General features: G+C 42.7%; 9 protein-coding genes. 8 read left to right on the forward strand and 1 reads right to left on the reverse strand.

Features of this window, described 5'->3' with window-relative positions; all coding sequences use genetic code 11:
• Positions 1-3 precede the first annotated feature (3 nt).
• From CLIN57ABFB40_RS12590 to CLIN57ABFB40_RS12625, 8 genes are all read left to right on the forward strand, one after another.
• Positions 4-1,398 carry an MFS transporter gene (locus CLIN57ABFB40_RS12590; RefSeq protein WP_175630438.1) on the forward strand — a complete coding sequence of 465 codons (1,395 nt, stop codon included), beginning with the start codon at positions 4-6 and terminating at the stop codon, positions 1,396-1,398.
• The gene (locus tag CLIN57ABFB40_RS12595) at positions 1,358-4,090 is read left to right on the forward strand and encodes an alpha-L-rhamnosidase (RefSeq protein WP_175630439.1); all 2,733 of its coding nucleotides are present in this window, start codon (positions 1,358-1,360) and stop codon (positions 4,088-4,090) included. Before CLIN57ABFB40_RS12590 ends, CLIN57ABFB40_RS12595 begins: the two co-directional genes overlap by 41 nt.
• A gap of 2 nt (positions 4,091-4,092) precedes the next feature.
• Positions 4,093-4,872, forward strand: a complete 780-nt coding sequence (locus CLIN57ABFB40_RS12600) for a DUF5040 domain-containing protein (protein ID WP_175630440.1) — start codon at positions 4,093-4,095, stop codon at positions 4,870-4,872.
• 18 nt (positions 4,873-4,890) lie between these two features.
• On the forward strand, positions 4,891-6,810 hold the full coding sequence (locus tag CLIN57ABFB40_RS12605; RefSeq protein ID WP_175630441.1) for a sialate O-acetylesterase: 1,920 nt from the start codon (positions 4,891-4,893) through the stop codon (positions 6,808-6,810).
• Between the two features lie 177 nt (positions 6,811-6,987).
• Positions 6,988-8,124: a GNAT family N-acetyltransferase gene (locus CLIN57ABFB40_RS12610; RefSeq protein ID WP_175630442.1), complete on the forward strand. Its 1,137-nt coding sequence runs from the start codon at positions 6,988-6,990 to the stop codon at positions 8,122-8,124.
• Between the two features lie 10 nt (positions 8,125-8,134).
• Positions 8,135-10,012: a DNA topoisomerase IV subunit B gene (locus CLIN57ABFB40_RS12615; protein WP_120469443.1), complete on the forward strand. Its 1,878-nt coding sequence runs from the start codon at positions 8,135-8,137 to the stop codon at positions 10,010-10,012.
• A complete protein-coding gene (coaD, locus tag CLIN57ABFB40_RS12620) occupies positions 10,009-10,464 on the forward strand; it encodes a pantetheine-phosphate adenylyltransferase (RefSeq protein ID WP_175630443.1) in 456 nt (151 codons plus the stop codon). The genes CLIN57ABFB40_RS12615 and coaD overlap by 4 nt, the downstream gene beginning before the upstream one ends.
• A 228-nt stretch (positions 10,465-10,692) precedes the next feature.
• A complete protein-coding gene (locus tag CLIN57ABFB40_RS12625) occupies positions 10,693-12,276 on the forward strand; it encodes a S41 family peptidase (protein ID WP_175630444.1) in 1,584 nt (527 codons plus the stop codon).
• A gap of 376 nt (positions 12,277-12,652) precedes the next feature.
• Here CLIN57ABFB40_RS12625 and CLIN57ABFB40_RS12630 read toward each other — a convergent pair whose 3' ends face one another.
• Complete coding sequence (locus CLIN57ABFB40_RS12630) at positions 12,653-14,983, reverse strand: hypothetical protein (RefSeq protein ID WP_175630445.1); 2,331 nt, start codon at positions 14,981-14,983, stop codon at positions 12,653-12,655.
• Positions 14,984-14,985 lie beyond the last annotated feature (2 nt).

Here is a 14,985-nt window from a genome sequence, read left to right on the forward strand (position 1 = left end):
ACCATGGAAAACATAAAACTAAGAGAAAAAATCGGGTATGGATTAGGAGATGCTGCTTCTTCCATGTTTTGGAAGTTATTCACGATGTATCTGCTATTTTTCTACACAGACGTGGTAGGTATCTCCTCGGCAGTAGTAGGAACAATGTTCCTTATCACACGCATTTGGGACACTTTCCTCGATCCGTTTGTCGGAATATTAGGCGACCGGACAAACTCACGCTGGGGTAAATTCCGCCCCTACCTACTATGGGTAGCCATACCATTCGGCATCTGTGGTATACTGACCTTCTCATCTTTTGGAGATAACATGACTACCAAAATCATATTTGCCTATGCCACATATACCCTTATGATGATGGTATATTCATTAATCAATGTTCCGTACGCATCTCTATTAGGGGTAATGTCTGCCAATCCGCAAGTACGCACAGAGTTCTCCTCCTACCGCATGACATTTGCTTTTGGAGGAAGTATTCTGGTACTATTCCTTATTGAGCCACTGGTTGATATATTCAGTAAAATGAAGATAACGGAAAATATACCTGACATCGCTTTCGGCTGGCAGATGGCTGCAGTCGTATTTGCGATTATGGCTAGTGGAATGTTCTTATTAACTTTTCTATGGACAAAAGAAAGAGTGCAACCCATAAAGGAAGAAAAAGGATCACTGAAAGAAGATCTGAAAGATCTGGGCAGAAACAAACCCTGGTGGATTCTTTTATGCGCAGGAATCATGGCATTAGTGTTCAATTCTCTTCGTGACGGTTCTGCTGTATTCTATTTCAAATATTATGTAGACAGCTCCGATACATTCTCTTTCTCATTCATGAATAGTGCCATTACTCTAATTACGATCTACTTGGTATTAGGACAAGCCGCCAATATCCTCGGAATCATGTTTGTGCCATCACTCACCAAAAGAATCGGTAAAAAGAAAACTTATTTTATGGCAATGGTTGGCGCTACCATTCTAAGTGTTTTATTCTACTTCCTTCCTAAAGATTTTATCTGGGGGATTCTTTGTTTACAGGTCTTAATAAGTATCTGTGCGGGTATTATTTCTCCTTTATTATGGTCTATGTATGCAGATATATCAGACTATTCCGAATGGAAAACCGGAAGACGGGCAACCGGCCTGATATTCTCTTCTTCGTCTATGTCTCAAAAGTTCGGTTGGACAATCGGAGGTGCTTTGACCGGATGGCTACTGGCCTATTTCGGTTTCAAAGCAAATGTAATCCAATCCGACTTTGCTCAAACCGGCATTTGTATGATGATGAGTATCTTCCCGGCAATTGCCACCATGCTATCAGCATTCTTCATTTCACGTTATCCGTTAAATGAAAAAAGATTATATGAAATATCAACAGAACTCGAAGAGAGAAGAAAAAAGTAAATTCATCACTAACCAACTAACCAATATGGCTCATATTCCAATTCGGTCCTATTTGTATTTACTATTGGGCACAACCCTATTCTCATGTGCACCTCAAGAGCTAAAACCGCCATTTGAATTAAAATGTGAGAATATACCCGCTCCTGTAGGAGTAGATACTCAAACTCCCAGACTCTCCTGGAAACTTCCGCTGCTAGAGGAAGATAGTATCAACAGAGTTGAAATATGGCTATCAACAGACAGTACTCAATTATCAGGCAGACAGTCTGGTTATTGGAACAAATCCATCATAGGAGCTCCCATAAGAGTCTCCTATGATGGACAACCATTAGATTCATATACAACGTATTATTGGAAAATAGGCTATCAAACCTCCTCCAAACAGAAAACTACATTTTCCCCTATATCCTCCTTCACAACAGGATGTTTATCACCCGACAACTGGAAAGGGAAATGGATTACTGACAAACATGACATCACATACCGTCCGGCACCCTATTATAGAAAGAGCTTCCAATTAGACAAAACAATCGAGCAAGCCTTACTCACTATTGCATCGGCAGGCCTGCATGAGCTCTCTGTCAACGGGCAACGGGCAGGAAATCATTTCCTAGACCCTATGTATACACATTTCGACAAACGTATACTATCAGTCACTCATGATGTTACGTCATTACTATCTATGGGTGAAAATGTAATAGGAGTACAACTGGGGAACGGCTGGTATAATCATCAATCCACAGCAGTATGGTTTTTCGACAAGGCTTCATGGAGAAACCGCCCTAAATTCACAGCACAACTCCATCTGCGTTACACAGATGGAACAACAGAATATCTGGGTACTGACTCAACCTGGCAAACAACTGACAGCCCGGTTGTTTTCAACAGCATCTATACAGCCGAGCATTATGATGCACAGAAAGAATTAGCAGGCTGGGACTCCCCCGGATTCAACGCTACCGGATGGTATCATGCACAAGAAACCGAATCGCCTACGGAAACGATCAAATCACAAGTTATGTATCCGATTCGTGAAACGGCCCGCTATACAGCAACTCAATGCAAAAAAATAAATGACAGCTGCTACGTCTATCATTTCCCCAAAAACATTGCAGGTGTCACCGAGCTAAAAGTAAAAGGGGAAAAAGGAACAAAACTGCGCCTGAAACATGGGGAACTTTTAGACAAAAACGGTATGGTAAACATGGCAAATATAGATTATCACTACCGGCCGACAGACGACAGCGATCCTTTTCAAACAGACATCGTCATACTTAGCGGAAAGCAAGATAGATTCATGCCCAAATTCAACTACAAAGGTTTTCAATTTGTAGAAGTCTCATCATCTGCCCCCATTCAATTATCCGACGAAAATCTCATTGCAGTAGAAATGCACAGTGATGTTCCAGCTATCGGCTACTGGTCTTCGTCATCCGATCTGCTAAACAAAATATGGAAAGCCACTAACAGTTCCTATTTAGCCAACTTGTTCGGTTACCCGACTGACTGCCCTCAACGGGAAAAAAATGGCTGGACAGGAGACGCACATATTGCCATAGAAACAGGATTATACAATTTCGATGGTATCTCCATATATGAGAAATGGATGAACGACTTTTGTGATGAACAAAAAGACAACGGAGTCCTCCCATGTATCATCCCAACTTCTGTATGGGGCTATGATTGGGCCAACGGGATCGACTGGACAAGTGCTGTCGCCATTATCCCCTGGGAAATTTATCGATTTTACGGAGATACCACATTACTCCGCCGCATGTACGGACCAATCAAAAAATATGTCTCTTATATAGAATCCATATCAACCAATCATCTTACAGACTGGGGACTGGGCGACTGGGTACCTGTACGCTCAAAAAGCAATATAACCTTGACTTCCTCTATCTATTATTATACGGACGTCTGTATTCTGGCCAAAGCAGCCAGACTTTTCGGATATGCTGAAGATGCCTCCTATTATAACACGCTGGCAGAAAAAATAAAAGAGGCTATCAACACCAGTTTTCTCAATAAGGAAACAGGAATATATGCAGAGGGAACACAGACAGAACTTGCCATGCCATTATACTGGGGAATCGTTCCGGAAGAAGATAAAAAGAAAGTTGCTGCCAGACTACATGAATTGGTAGAAAAAGACGATTATCATCTGGACGTCGGTTTATTAGGAAGCAAGGCGCTACTTTCCGCCCTGTCAGATAACGGATATGCAGAAACAGCTTACAAAGTCGCATCACAAGACACCTATCCTTCCTGGGGGTACTGGATCAAACAAGGTGCTACAACTCTACATGAAAATTGGCGGACAGATGTCGTTATCGACAACTCATATAACCATATTATGTTCGGAGAAATAGGAGCATGGCTATACAAAGGACTGGGAGGAATTCAGATAGATGAAAAACATCCCGGATTCAAGCATATTTTGCTAAAACCTTTCTTTCCGGCAGACATGAATGAACTTACCATACGCTATAATACTCCCTATGGCTGGTTAAATATCAACTGGGTTCGTCAAACTAATGACTGCATCCGTTATACAATCGATATTCCGGCAGGCACTTCTGCAACATTTGTTCCTTTTACAATGCCAGAACCCCAAAAATCTATAACTTTACAAGCCGGAAAACATTCACTTGAACTTGATTTTATTCACCAATTAATCAATCAACGATAACTATGTACAAAAGAATCACCTTATTCACATTCATTTGCCTGCTCGCTTTAGCAGGAGTAGCCCAAAATAAAGACAATTATACCATTTTATTGTCCGGAGCATCTTTTGCCGAACCTAACAATAAGTGGTTTGAAATGGGCTGTCGTGCCCTTCACGCCATCCCCATCAATCGGGCTGTAAGTGCAGAATCTATTGCTCACACTGCAAATAAAATGCTGGACGGCACTCTCTATACCCCGGAAGAGTTCGATAACATTGATGTATTCGTCTTGATGCAAGTACATGAAAAAGACGTATATAACGAAGCAAACTTAAAAGAGAACTACAAGGATTATAAAACTCCTTTTGATGCTTCCGACTATGCCGTTTGCTATGATTATGTCATCAAACGCTACATATCAGACTGTTATAACCAGAAATTCAATCCAAAATCCAAATATTACAACACTCCTTATGGGAAACCTGCTTCTATTGTCTTATGTACTCATTGGCATGACAGTCGTCCGATATTCAACACTTCGGTCCGAAAACTGGCAGAAAAATGGGGATTCCCGGTAGTAGAATTCGACAGATACATCGGATTCTCCAAAAACCAGAAACATCCGGTTACAGGAAAACAATATAGCCTAATTTACACAGGGGATTCACAAGAGACTCATGGAGAAGTATTTGGATGGCATCCGCCACATGGAGAACATTCATTTATTCAACAGCGTATGGCTGCAATCTTTGCCGATACGCTTCGTAAGATATTGCTTCCCAAAGAATATATGAATAAATAATCACCAAATACTCATCGGATGAAAAAACTTCTATCATTAACAGTTTGCTTGCTATTTGTCCTATCACAAATGATGGCACAGCTTTCCGTACCTTCTTTCTTCTCAGACCACATGGTGCTGCAACGTGAGAAGCCAATCAATATATGGGGAACTGCCAGTGCCGGCGAGCGAATTAGCGTAACATTAGGAAATGCTCAAAAGAGTACCCGAACCAATAAAAATGGGAAATGGTCAGTCAGCCTGCCCCCTATGCAAGCCGGTGGACCGTATACTCTAAATGTGAAAAGCCCCAAGCAGACTTTATCATTTACAGATATTTTAATCGGTGAAGTATGGATCTGCAGCGGACAGTCAAATATGGAGTTTCGTCTGCGTAGCGCTAATCATGCTACCGAAGAAGTCGCAGCTGCCAATTACCCTCAAATCCGTTCATTCAACGTAATTCAAGAAATGGGGCACACTCCTAAAACCAACTTAAAAGGTAAATGGGAAGTATGTTCACCCGCCTCCGCTTCTGATTTTTCAGCTGTCGGCTATTTCTTTGCACGTGAATTATACCAAAAGCTCAATATTCCTATCGGATTCATCAACTCCTCATGGGGTGGTACGGACATCGAAACCTGGATGAGCATGGAAGTGATAGAGCATTTCCCGAAATATGAAAAATCATTAGCCCGTATGCGCTCTTCTGAATTCGAAGAATACATCCAGCACAGTGACAAAGCCAAAAATGAATTCGAACAAGCCATCATAAACGAACCGGGAGAAAAAGAGAAATGGTATTTAGAAAACACCCCTACAGAAAACTGGAAGGAACATATTGTTCCGTCATTATGGTCAAATGAGGAGTTATCCGGTATAGATGGAGTTGTATGGTTTACTTATCAGTTTTCCATACCGGCCAACTGTTTAGGACAGGATGCTGAATTGAGTCTCGGTACTATCGATGACGATGACGTTACCTGGATTAACGGACATGAAGTAGGACGAACGGTAGGATATGACCTGAAACGTCTATACAAGATTCCGGCAGAAGTATTAAAGGAACAGAATACCATCACTATTAAAATATCCGACTATCGTGGAGGAGGCGGTCTATATGGTCCTAAAGATGAAGTATACCTGAAAGTCAACAACCGAATTTTCCCTTTGTGTGATAATTGGAAGTATAAAGTTGCAGTATCGAGTGCACAATATGATTATGTAGAATATGGTCCTAACGCTTTTCCTTCTTTGCTGTTCAACGCAATGATTCATCCGCTGGTAGGTTTGGGGATGAAAGGGGTAATCTGGTATCAGGGAGAAAACAATGCCGCCCGCGCCAACGAATACATTGATTTATTTCCGGCTTTAATTAAAGATTGGAGAAGCAGATGGAATAACGAATTCCCATTTTATTGGGTTCAATTAGCAAACTTCATGTCTCCGGCCAAGCAGCCTTCCGAAAGTCATTGGGCAAACCTGCGGGATACACAGTCGAAGACACTGGCCTTACCACATACAGGACAGGCCGTCATTATAGACATCGGTGAAGAAAATGACATACATCCCCGCAACAAACAAGATGTAGGTAAACGACTTGCTTTGCATGCTCTCCACAATGATTACGGATATAACTCTATTGTTTGCACCGGCCCGATATTCCAGTCGGTAAAAAGAATCGGAGATGCACTGGAGATTACTTTTAACGCTTGTGACGAGCAACTAGTAGCTCGTAATAAATACGGCTATTTATCAGGATTCGCCATTGCCGGCGCAGATGGAAAATACCAATGGGCACAAGCTAAAATCGAAAACAATAAAGTAATAGTATGGAATAAGGAAATACAGCAACCGGTCTCTGTACGATATGCTTGGGGAGATAATCCCGATGATGCTAACTTATACAACGCAGCTGGTTTACCTGCCTCGCCTTTCGAAGGACACATCAGCCAATAAACGGCCTACAAAAACAGAAAAAGAATACCGGCAATGAATGTATGATCATCATTTCCGGTATTTTTCATATTTACAGTCCACTCCCTAATCGTCCAGAGACGATATTTTCTCTTTCCGGCGCGTTGTAATTTAAAGATTATCACGTATCTTTGTCTGCTCAAATCATAAATACGAGATATGGCTATTACAATCAAGAAAGTCTCCACAAAGAGAGAACTTAAGAAATTTATCCGTTTCAATTACAGAATGTACAAGGGTAACCCCTACTCTGTGCCTGACCTCTATGACGACATGCTCAACACCTTCAACAAGAAGAAAAACGCAGCATTCGAATTCTGTGAAGCAGATTATTTCCTCGCATACCGGGACGATAAAATAGTAGGACGTGTAGCTGCAATCATCAACAACCAAGCGAACGAAAAGTGGAAATGTAAAAACGTTCGTTTCGGATGGATAGACTTCATCGACGATCCCGAAGTATCATCCGCACTCATCAAAACGGTAGAAGAATGGGGAAAAGAACGAGGCATGACTCACATTGCCGGTCCTCTCGGATTTACTGATTTCGATGCGGAAGGAATGTTAGTTGAAGGATTCGACCAACTTAGTACCATGGCTACTATCTACAACTACCCATACTATCCTGTACACATGGAAAAGTTAGGCTTCGAGAAAGACGCCGACTGGGTGGAATACAAAATCTACATACCGGATGCCATTCCCGACAAGCATAAACGTATCTCCGAACTGATCCAACGAAAATATAATCTCAAGATAAAGAAATATACTTCCGCAAAAAAAATAGCCAAAGATTACGGACAGAAGATTTTCGAGCTGATGAATGAAGCATATAGTCCTCTTTATGGCTATTCTCCGTTGACACAGCGGCAAATCGACCAATACGTGAAAATGTATCTGCCGATCCTTGACTTACGAATGGTTACACTGATTACTGATGCCAATGACGAACTGGTCTGTGTAGGTATCTCCATGCCATCTCTCGCCGAAGCTTTACAGAAATCAAACGGACGTCTGTTGCCATTCGGATGGTTCTATCTGGTAAAGGCATTATTCATGAAACGCCGTGCCAAGATGCTTGATCTGCTACTCGTTGCAGTGAAACCGGAATATCAAAACAAAGGTGTTAACGCTTTGTTATTTTCCGATTTAATTCCTGTTTATCAAAAATTAGGTTTTATCTTTGCGGAAAGCAACCCCGAACTGGAACTGAACGGAAAAGTTCAGGCACAATGGGATTACTTTGAGACTCAACAACATAAGCGCCGCCGTGCGTTCATCAAAGAGATAAAATAAAGAAACAGCTATGGAAGAGAACGAATTGATACCTGTAGACAACAACAATGCAGTAGAGTACACTGACGACAACATCCGTCACCTAAGTGACATGGAACATGTACGCACACGCCCCGGTATGTATATCGGAAGGCTGGGCGACGGTGCACATGCCGAAGACGGAATCTATGTCCTCCTGAAAGAAGTAATTGACAACAGTATTGATGAGTTCAAAATGCAAGCCGGTAAGAAAATCGAGATTACCGTTGAAGAAAACCTTCGTATCAGCGTACGCGACTACGGACGAGGCATCCCGCAGGGAAAACTCATCGAAGCTGTCAGCATGTTGAACACTGGTGGTAAGTATGACAGCAAGGCATTTAAGAAAAGTGTCGGGTTGAACGGTGTGGGTGTGAAAGCCGTCAATGCCTTGAGCTCCCGTTTTGAGGTACGCAGCTACCGTGACGGTAAAGTACGTACCGCTATTTTCTCGAAAGGAACCCTGCTGAGTGACAATACGCAAGATACCGAAGAGGAAAACGGAACTTACATCTTCTTCGAACCGGATAATACATTATTCCTGAATTACTGTTTCAAGCCTGAATTTATTGAGACAATGCTACGTAATTACACGTACCTCAATACAGGGCTTGCCATTATCTATAACGGACACCGTATCTTGTCGCGCAATGGTTTGGTAGACCTTTTGAACGACAACATGACGGCAACCGGACTTTACCCGATTATCCACCTGAAAGGGGAAGACATCGAAATAGCCTTCACTCATACCGGACAATACGGAGAAGAATATTACTCCTTTGTCAACGGTCAGCATACCACGCAGGGCGGTACGCATCAAAGTGCTTTCAAAGAACACATCGCCCGTACTATCAAGGAGTTTTTCAACAAGAACATGGATTATACCGATATCCGTAACGGACTGGTTGCTGCCATTGCTGTCAATGTGGAAGAACCGATCTTTGAGAGTCAGACGAAAACGAAGCTGGGTTCTACCAATATGGTCCCCGGCGGAGTGACCGTCAACAAGTATGTAGGTGATTTCATCAAACAGGAAGTGGATAACTTTCTGCACAAGAACGCGGATATAGCCGAAGTAATACAACAAAAAATTCAAGAATCGGAAAAAGAACGTAAAGCCATTGCAGGGGTTACCAAATTGGCCCGTGAGCGTGCAAAGAAAGCGAACCTGCACAACCGTAAATTACGCGACTGCCGTATTCACCTCAACGACCCGAAAGGGAAAGGATTGGAAGAAGACTCTTGCATCTTTATCACCGAGGGAGACTCTGCAAGTGGTTCCATCACCAAAAGCCGTGATGTGAACACGCAGGCAGTGTTCAGTCTTCGCGGTAAGCCGCTGAACTCTTTCGGATTAACCAAGAAAGTGGTTTACGAAAACGAAGAATTTAATCTGCTTCAAGCAGCCTTGAATATTGAAGACGGATTGGACGGTCTGCGCTACAACAAGGTTATCGTAGCAACCGATGCCGATGTGGACGGCATGCATATCCGCCTGCTACTGATTACCTTCTTCCTGCAATTCTTCCCCGATCTTATTAAAAAGGGACATGTGTATATCCTGCAAACACCTTTGTTCCGTGTACGCAATAAGAAGAAAACAATCTACTGCTACAGTGAAGAAGAGCGCGTTAACGCAATAAACGAACTAAGCCCGAATCCGGAAATCACGCGATTTAAAGGTTTAGGAGAGATTTCACCGGACGAGTTCAAGCACTTTATCGGCAAGGACATGCGTCTGGAACAAGTATCTTTGCGAAAAACAGACGCAGTAAAAGAACTACTTGAGTTCTACATGGGTAAAAACACCATGGAACGACAGAACTTTATTATAGACAATCTAGTTATAGAAGAAGACCTGGCATCATGAGAAAAGCAATATTCCCGGGCACCTTTGACCCATTCACCATCGGACATTATTCGGTAGTGGAACGTGCACTTACCTTTATGGACGAAATCGTGATAGGAATTGGTATCAATGAGAACAAGAATACATACTTTCCCATTGAGAAAAGGGAAGAAATGATTCGAGAACTTTATAAAGATGAACCTCGTATTCAAGTGATGTCTTACGACTGTCTGACCATTGATTTTGCGCAGGAAATAGGGGCCAAGTTCATTATACGCGGTATCCGTACGGTGAAAGATTTCGAGTATGAAGAGACAATTGCGGACATCAACCGCAAACTGGCAGGCATTGAAACCATCCTACTCTTCACAGAACCGGAACTGACTTGCGTCAGCTCTACAATTGTACGCGAATTATTGACTTATAATAAAGACATCAGCCAGTTTATTCCCAAAGGGATGAAGATGGGTTGAGAAAAAATATACTGCACAGCTTCTCCTCCTTCGGAAAGGTTGCTCTCCCCCGATAACGGGGGAGTCGGAGGGGGTGAGTATCCGTAGGGAGAGGTGGTAGGTAAAAGTGTAAATTTATATATCACTGAATAACAGAATAATATGTATACCTACCACCCCGCCCTACGGGCACCCCTCCTTCCCGAAGAAGGGAAACCATGCGGATAAAATTTCCAATAAAGTAAGATTATGAATAAGATTAAAATGTATATCTTTTTGGCTTGCCTGTGGGCAGTATCAACCATACAAGCCCAAAACTTCGGTTCTGAAGCTATGCGGAAGCTACAGATGGCAGAATTCGCAATCTCCAATTTCTATGTAGACAAAGTAGATGAAAACAAATTGGTGGAAGAAGCCATCATCAAGATGCTGGCACAACTCGACCCGCACTCTACCTACTCGAACGCAGAGGAAGTGAAGAAAATGAACGAGCCTCTTCAAGGTAACTTCGAAGGTATTGGAGTTCAGTTTCAGATGATTGAGGATACTCTGTTGGTAGTGCAACCTGTCAGCAACGGACCTTCCGAGAAAGTCGGCATCCTTGCCGGTGACCGTATTGTTGCGGTCAATGACAGCGCCATTGCCGGAGTGAAAATGAGTACGGAAGATATTATGAAGCGTCTGCGTGGTCCGAAAGGCTCTAAAGTCAACCTGACGATTGTTCGTCGTGGCGTACAGGATCCTTTATTGTTCACTGTGAAAAGAGATAAAATACCGATCCTTAGCCTCGATGCTTCTTATATGATTCAGCCAAAGACAGGTTATATCCGCATCAACCGTTTTGGAGCAACTACTGCCGAGGAATTCAAGAAAGCAATGACAAGCCTTCAGAAACAAGGCATGAAGGACCTGATTCTCGACCTGCAAGGAAACGGTGGAGGTTACCTGAATGCAGCTATCGACCTTGCCAACGAATTCCTGGGACAAAAGGAACTGATTGTCTACACAGAAGGAAGAGCTGCCAAACGCAGTGATTTCTATGCCAAAGGAAATGGGCATTTCCGCAATGGACGTCTCATCATCCTGGTAGACGAATATACAGCCTCTGCCAGCGAAATTGTCAGCGGCGCAGTACAGGATTGGGATAGAGGAATTATCGTAGGACGCCGCTCTTTCGGCAAAGGACTGGTACAACGTCCTGTCGACCTGCCGGACGGTTCCATGATTCGTTTGACTATTGCACGCTATTACACTCCTGCAGGTCGCTGCATCCAAAAGCCTTACGACAGTTCGACAGATTACAACAAAGATCTGATAGAACGTTTCAATCACGGTGAACTGATGAATGCTGACAGCATCCACTTCCCGGATTCGCTGAAAGTACAAACCAAGAAACTAGGACGTACCGTTTATGGCGGAGGGGGTATCATGCCGGATTATTTCGTACCTATCGACACTACTCTTTATACGGATTATCACCGCAATTTGGTAGCTAAAGGAGCCGTGATTAAATTCACCATGCAGTTTATCGAAGGACACCGGAAAGAGTTGGCAAACAAATACAAGAAGTTCGAATCGTTTAATGAGAAGTTCGTAGTCGATGATAATATGCTTGCCACTTTAAAAGAAATAGGAGAGAAAGAAGGGGTGAAGTTTAACGAAGAGCAATATCAAAAGTCGCTCCCTCTTATCAAGACGCAGCTTAAAGCACTGATAGCCCGTGACCTTTGGGATATGAACGAATATTTCCGGGTAATGAATACTACCAATGAGAGTATACAAAAGGCGCTGGAGATACTGAATTCGGATGAATATCAGAAGAAGCTGAAATAGGGTATTCAGTAAACAATCATAAGACACCATTTTTCAGTTCGGTGGACATATATACTCACCATAGTGGACATATAGATACACGATGGTGAGTATATATATCCACCGTGCTGTATATATATATGTCCACTATGCCTTAATCCAAGAATAAAGGCAGGATAACTTATAAAAGCCGCTTGATAGCAAACAAACAACAGCTATATCCCCCCCTTCTCCTAAGTCCGAAGATGATCGATTAGCTTTGCAACAATAGAAAACAATGTCCTGATAGACTTACAACGGTAAATTAAAGATACGTAGTAATGTATAAGGCGAAACAAATTAATAATGGCAATACAATTTGAATTGTACAAGACTCCCCGCTCTTGGTAGGAGTAACTTACCGTTTCACCTTCCAGTTTCCATCTTTAGAAACTCTTACATGCAATACGCTCTTATTGGCAAGAGTAATCTGTATATCACTCTGTTGTGCAGCATTTGTCTTGGCGGAAATGGCTTTCGCTATATCTTCTGCCTTCCAAGCGGCATTATGAGGCACAACAATTGTCACAAACACAACCGGAGAATCCGGTTTAACCTTCTGTTTGGCAAAAGCTGTCACAGGTTTTACCATATACTCCTGTTGTTGTGCTCCAAAGCTACGGCCCTTTTGTTCCTCAAAATAAACTAATAACTGATCTGTTTCAATCTCCTCGCCCGAACGGTCTTTCCATTTCTTCTTCTCACCCAGAGAATTAAACCAGTTCTTTCCACTTTTGTCCAAGGTATATAATTGCCAAAGGCTTCCTGCGGTATAATCTTCCGTTCCCTTTCCGGGCAACAAACAATCCTGCATAATAAGGATTCCTTCTTTAGTCAATACAATATTACGCTGCAAGGTAGAGCCGTCCACACATTGATCGTCCAGTACAATCTGCCCATAAGAATCCCCTTCACGCGTTTCCACAATGGCTTTCTTCACAGTGTTCGGGTTAAATAATACCCCTACCTGCTCATGAACATAATCTTCGCCTGGTAGAGAAACCTTATTGTGAGCACGTATCATAAAGTCCAGCTTTGACTTCTTAGCCCCATTTTTCGCTTCATGTTTCCAATCACAACCGATATAGCGATATTCATTCAAATTAAAATCTGCTGCAACATTCAAAGAAACAAAACAAACATTCTTGTCCTGAAGAACCACTCTTACAGCTTTTCCTTCTTTCCCCAAATCGACTAAAGAAGCATTTCTACTCCAGTTATTAAGCGTCGTGCAATCGTGTAACGATTGATTTCCTGCCGTCCCCATCAGTCTGACATCCTTTATATAGATAATCTCTCCCGGTTCCCCCTGAAAACGGAATGTAATCTTTTGCATACCACGCATGGCAGGATTGTCGGAGATTTCAGTAGAGGAACTAAAATCTATATAATCGGTAAACCAAGTATCTGTCAGCAGGCGGCTGTTTTTTTCGTCAAAAGGGAATCCGCTACCTTGTTCTTTCATCAATATGACCGTGTTGCCATGTCGTGCGTCTGTTGCATGCCGTTGAACTCCATGAAACAACGGATTATTATCTACTTCAAAATAGTTAATAGTTCCCCGCAAGTTAGGATGCTGATGAGTTCCGGAAGCGTATAAGTCACTCATGACGAAAGGAGTTCCCGGTTCGACAGAAGCACGAAGCAAAAGCTGGTCGGGAATTCCGGTCCGCCCCTTGCGATTGGTACGGGTAGTCACTAGAGAAGTACGAGTCGGTGTATCCAGTTTTCCCTTGAATGAAGGAAGCAGAGCCACTTCTGCCAGCGTAGCCCAGTCGCAAGCCTGACGAGGATTCCATCCGGGTTTCAGATATTTGTCATCCAGGTTGGGGTAGCCGATGGTAAAGAGTTTCCACGCAGCCTTTCGGAATGAAGCATCTCCAGTCAGACGGGTCATCTTTTCAAAGACCAGGATCCAGTTATTGTAGGCAAAGAAATAATCGTCTCCATATTCGGGCATATAGCCGCTTGGCGCTTGCTGGTCGCGATAGCGTTCAAACCACTTTTTTATTTCCGGCGTTTTTAATTGCGATCCCTTGCCGCTTTCAATGCCGATGGAGATAATATCATTCAGATGGATAGAAGCATAGAGCGTTGCCGTTTCATCCACATCCTTATTCCGATACCAGAAATCCCACATCTTGTCAATATATTCTTTCCATTGGGCGGCATTAGGAGCATCAGGGAATAGATTATACATACGTACAAATCCAAGTGCACGCTCTTGCCTCTGGTTGTTATCTACCACAAATTCGGGTTCAAAGTGGAGGTCGGCAAAACGAACCATTATATCGTCCGCTTCATCCGTCAGGCGTTCATTTTCTTTCAGAATCTCGTATGCTAATGTCAGATTCTGCAAAGCAAAGAAATCGTCCCTCCCACGCATGAGCTTCTCATCCTTCCGCCATTCACGTACCGCACTTTTAAATACAAGTTCCGACAGATCCAAATAACGCTTTTGCTGCGTTGCTTTATAGAAAATAGCCGATGCGGACATCAGATTCGTCATCCAGCGAACATTCTTTTTCTTGATTTCGCTTACAATACGCTCTTCGCTATGATTCTGCGTCAACAAATCGAAAGCAGTTGAGGCTTTCGGCAGAAAATCCGCTTTTCGCAATTCCTGCGCATGAACATGGCAGGATAATAGCAAACAAGCAACGGCTAATAATAAAGATCTTAGTTTCATAA

Origin of the sequence: Bacteroides acidifaciens (assembly GCF_903181435.1) — a bacterium.
GTDB lineage: Bacteria > Bacteroidota > Bacteroidia > Bacteroidales > Bacteroidaceae > Bacteroides.

What these genes read in the sequence shown, in the direction of transcription:
- CLIN57ABFB40_RS12590 (WP_175630438.1), top strand. Translation starts at nt 4, where the DNA reads ATGGAAAACATAAAACTAAGAGAAAAAATCGGGTATGGATTAGGAGAT.
- CLIN57ABFB40_RS12595 (WP_175630439.1), top strand. Translation starts at nt 1,358, where the DNA reads ATGAAATATCAACAGAACTCGAAGAGAGAAGAAAAAAGTAAATTCATC.
- CLIN57ABFB40_RS12600 (WP_175630440.1), top strand. Translation starts at nt 4,093, where the DNA reads ATGTACAAAAGAATCACCTTATTCACATTCATTTGCCTGCTCGCTTTA.
- CLIN57ABFB40_RS12605 (WP_175630441.1), top strand. Translation starts at nt 4,891, where the DNA reads ATGAAAAAACTTCTATCATTAACAGTTTGCTTGCTATTTGTCCTATCA.
- CLIN57ABFB40_RS12610 (WP_175630442.1), top strand. Translation starts at nt 6,988, where the DNA reads ATGGCTATTACAATCAAGAAAGTCTCCACAAAGAGAGAACTTAAGAAA.
- CLIN57ABFB40_RS12615 (WP_120469443.1), top strand. Translation starts at nt 8,135, where the DNA reads ATGGAAGAGAACGAATTGATACCTGTAGACAACAACAATGCAGTAGAG.
- coaD (WP_175630443.1), top strand. Translation starts at nt 10,009, where the DNA reads ATGAGAAAAGCAATATTCCCGGGCACCTTTGACCCATTCACCATCGGA.
- CLIN57ABFB40_RS12625 (WP_175630444.1), top strand. Translation starts at nt 10,693, where the DNA reads ATGAATAAGATTAAAATGTATATCTTTTTGGCTTGCCTGTGGGCAGTA.
- CLIN57ABFB40_RS12630 (WP_175630445.1), bottom strand. Translation starts at nt 14,983, where the DNA reads ATGAAACTAAGATCTTTATTATTAGCCGTTGCTTGTTTGCTATTATCC.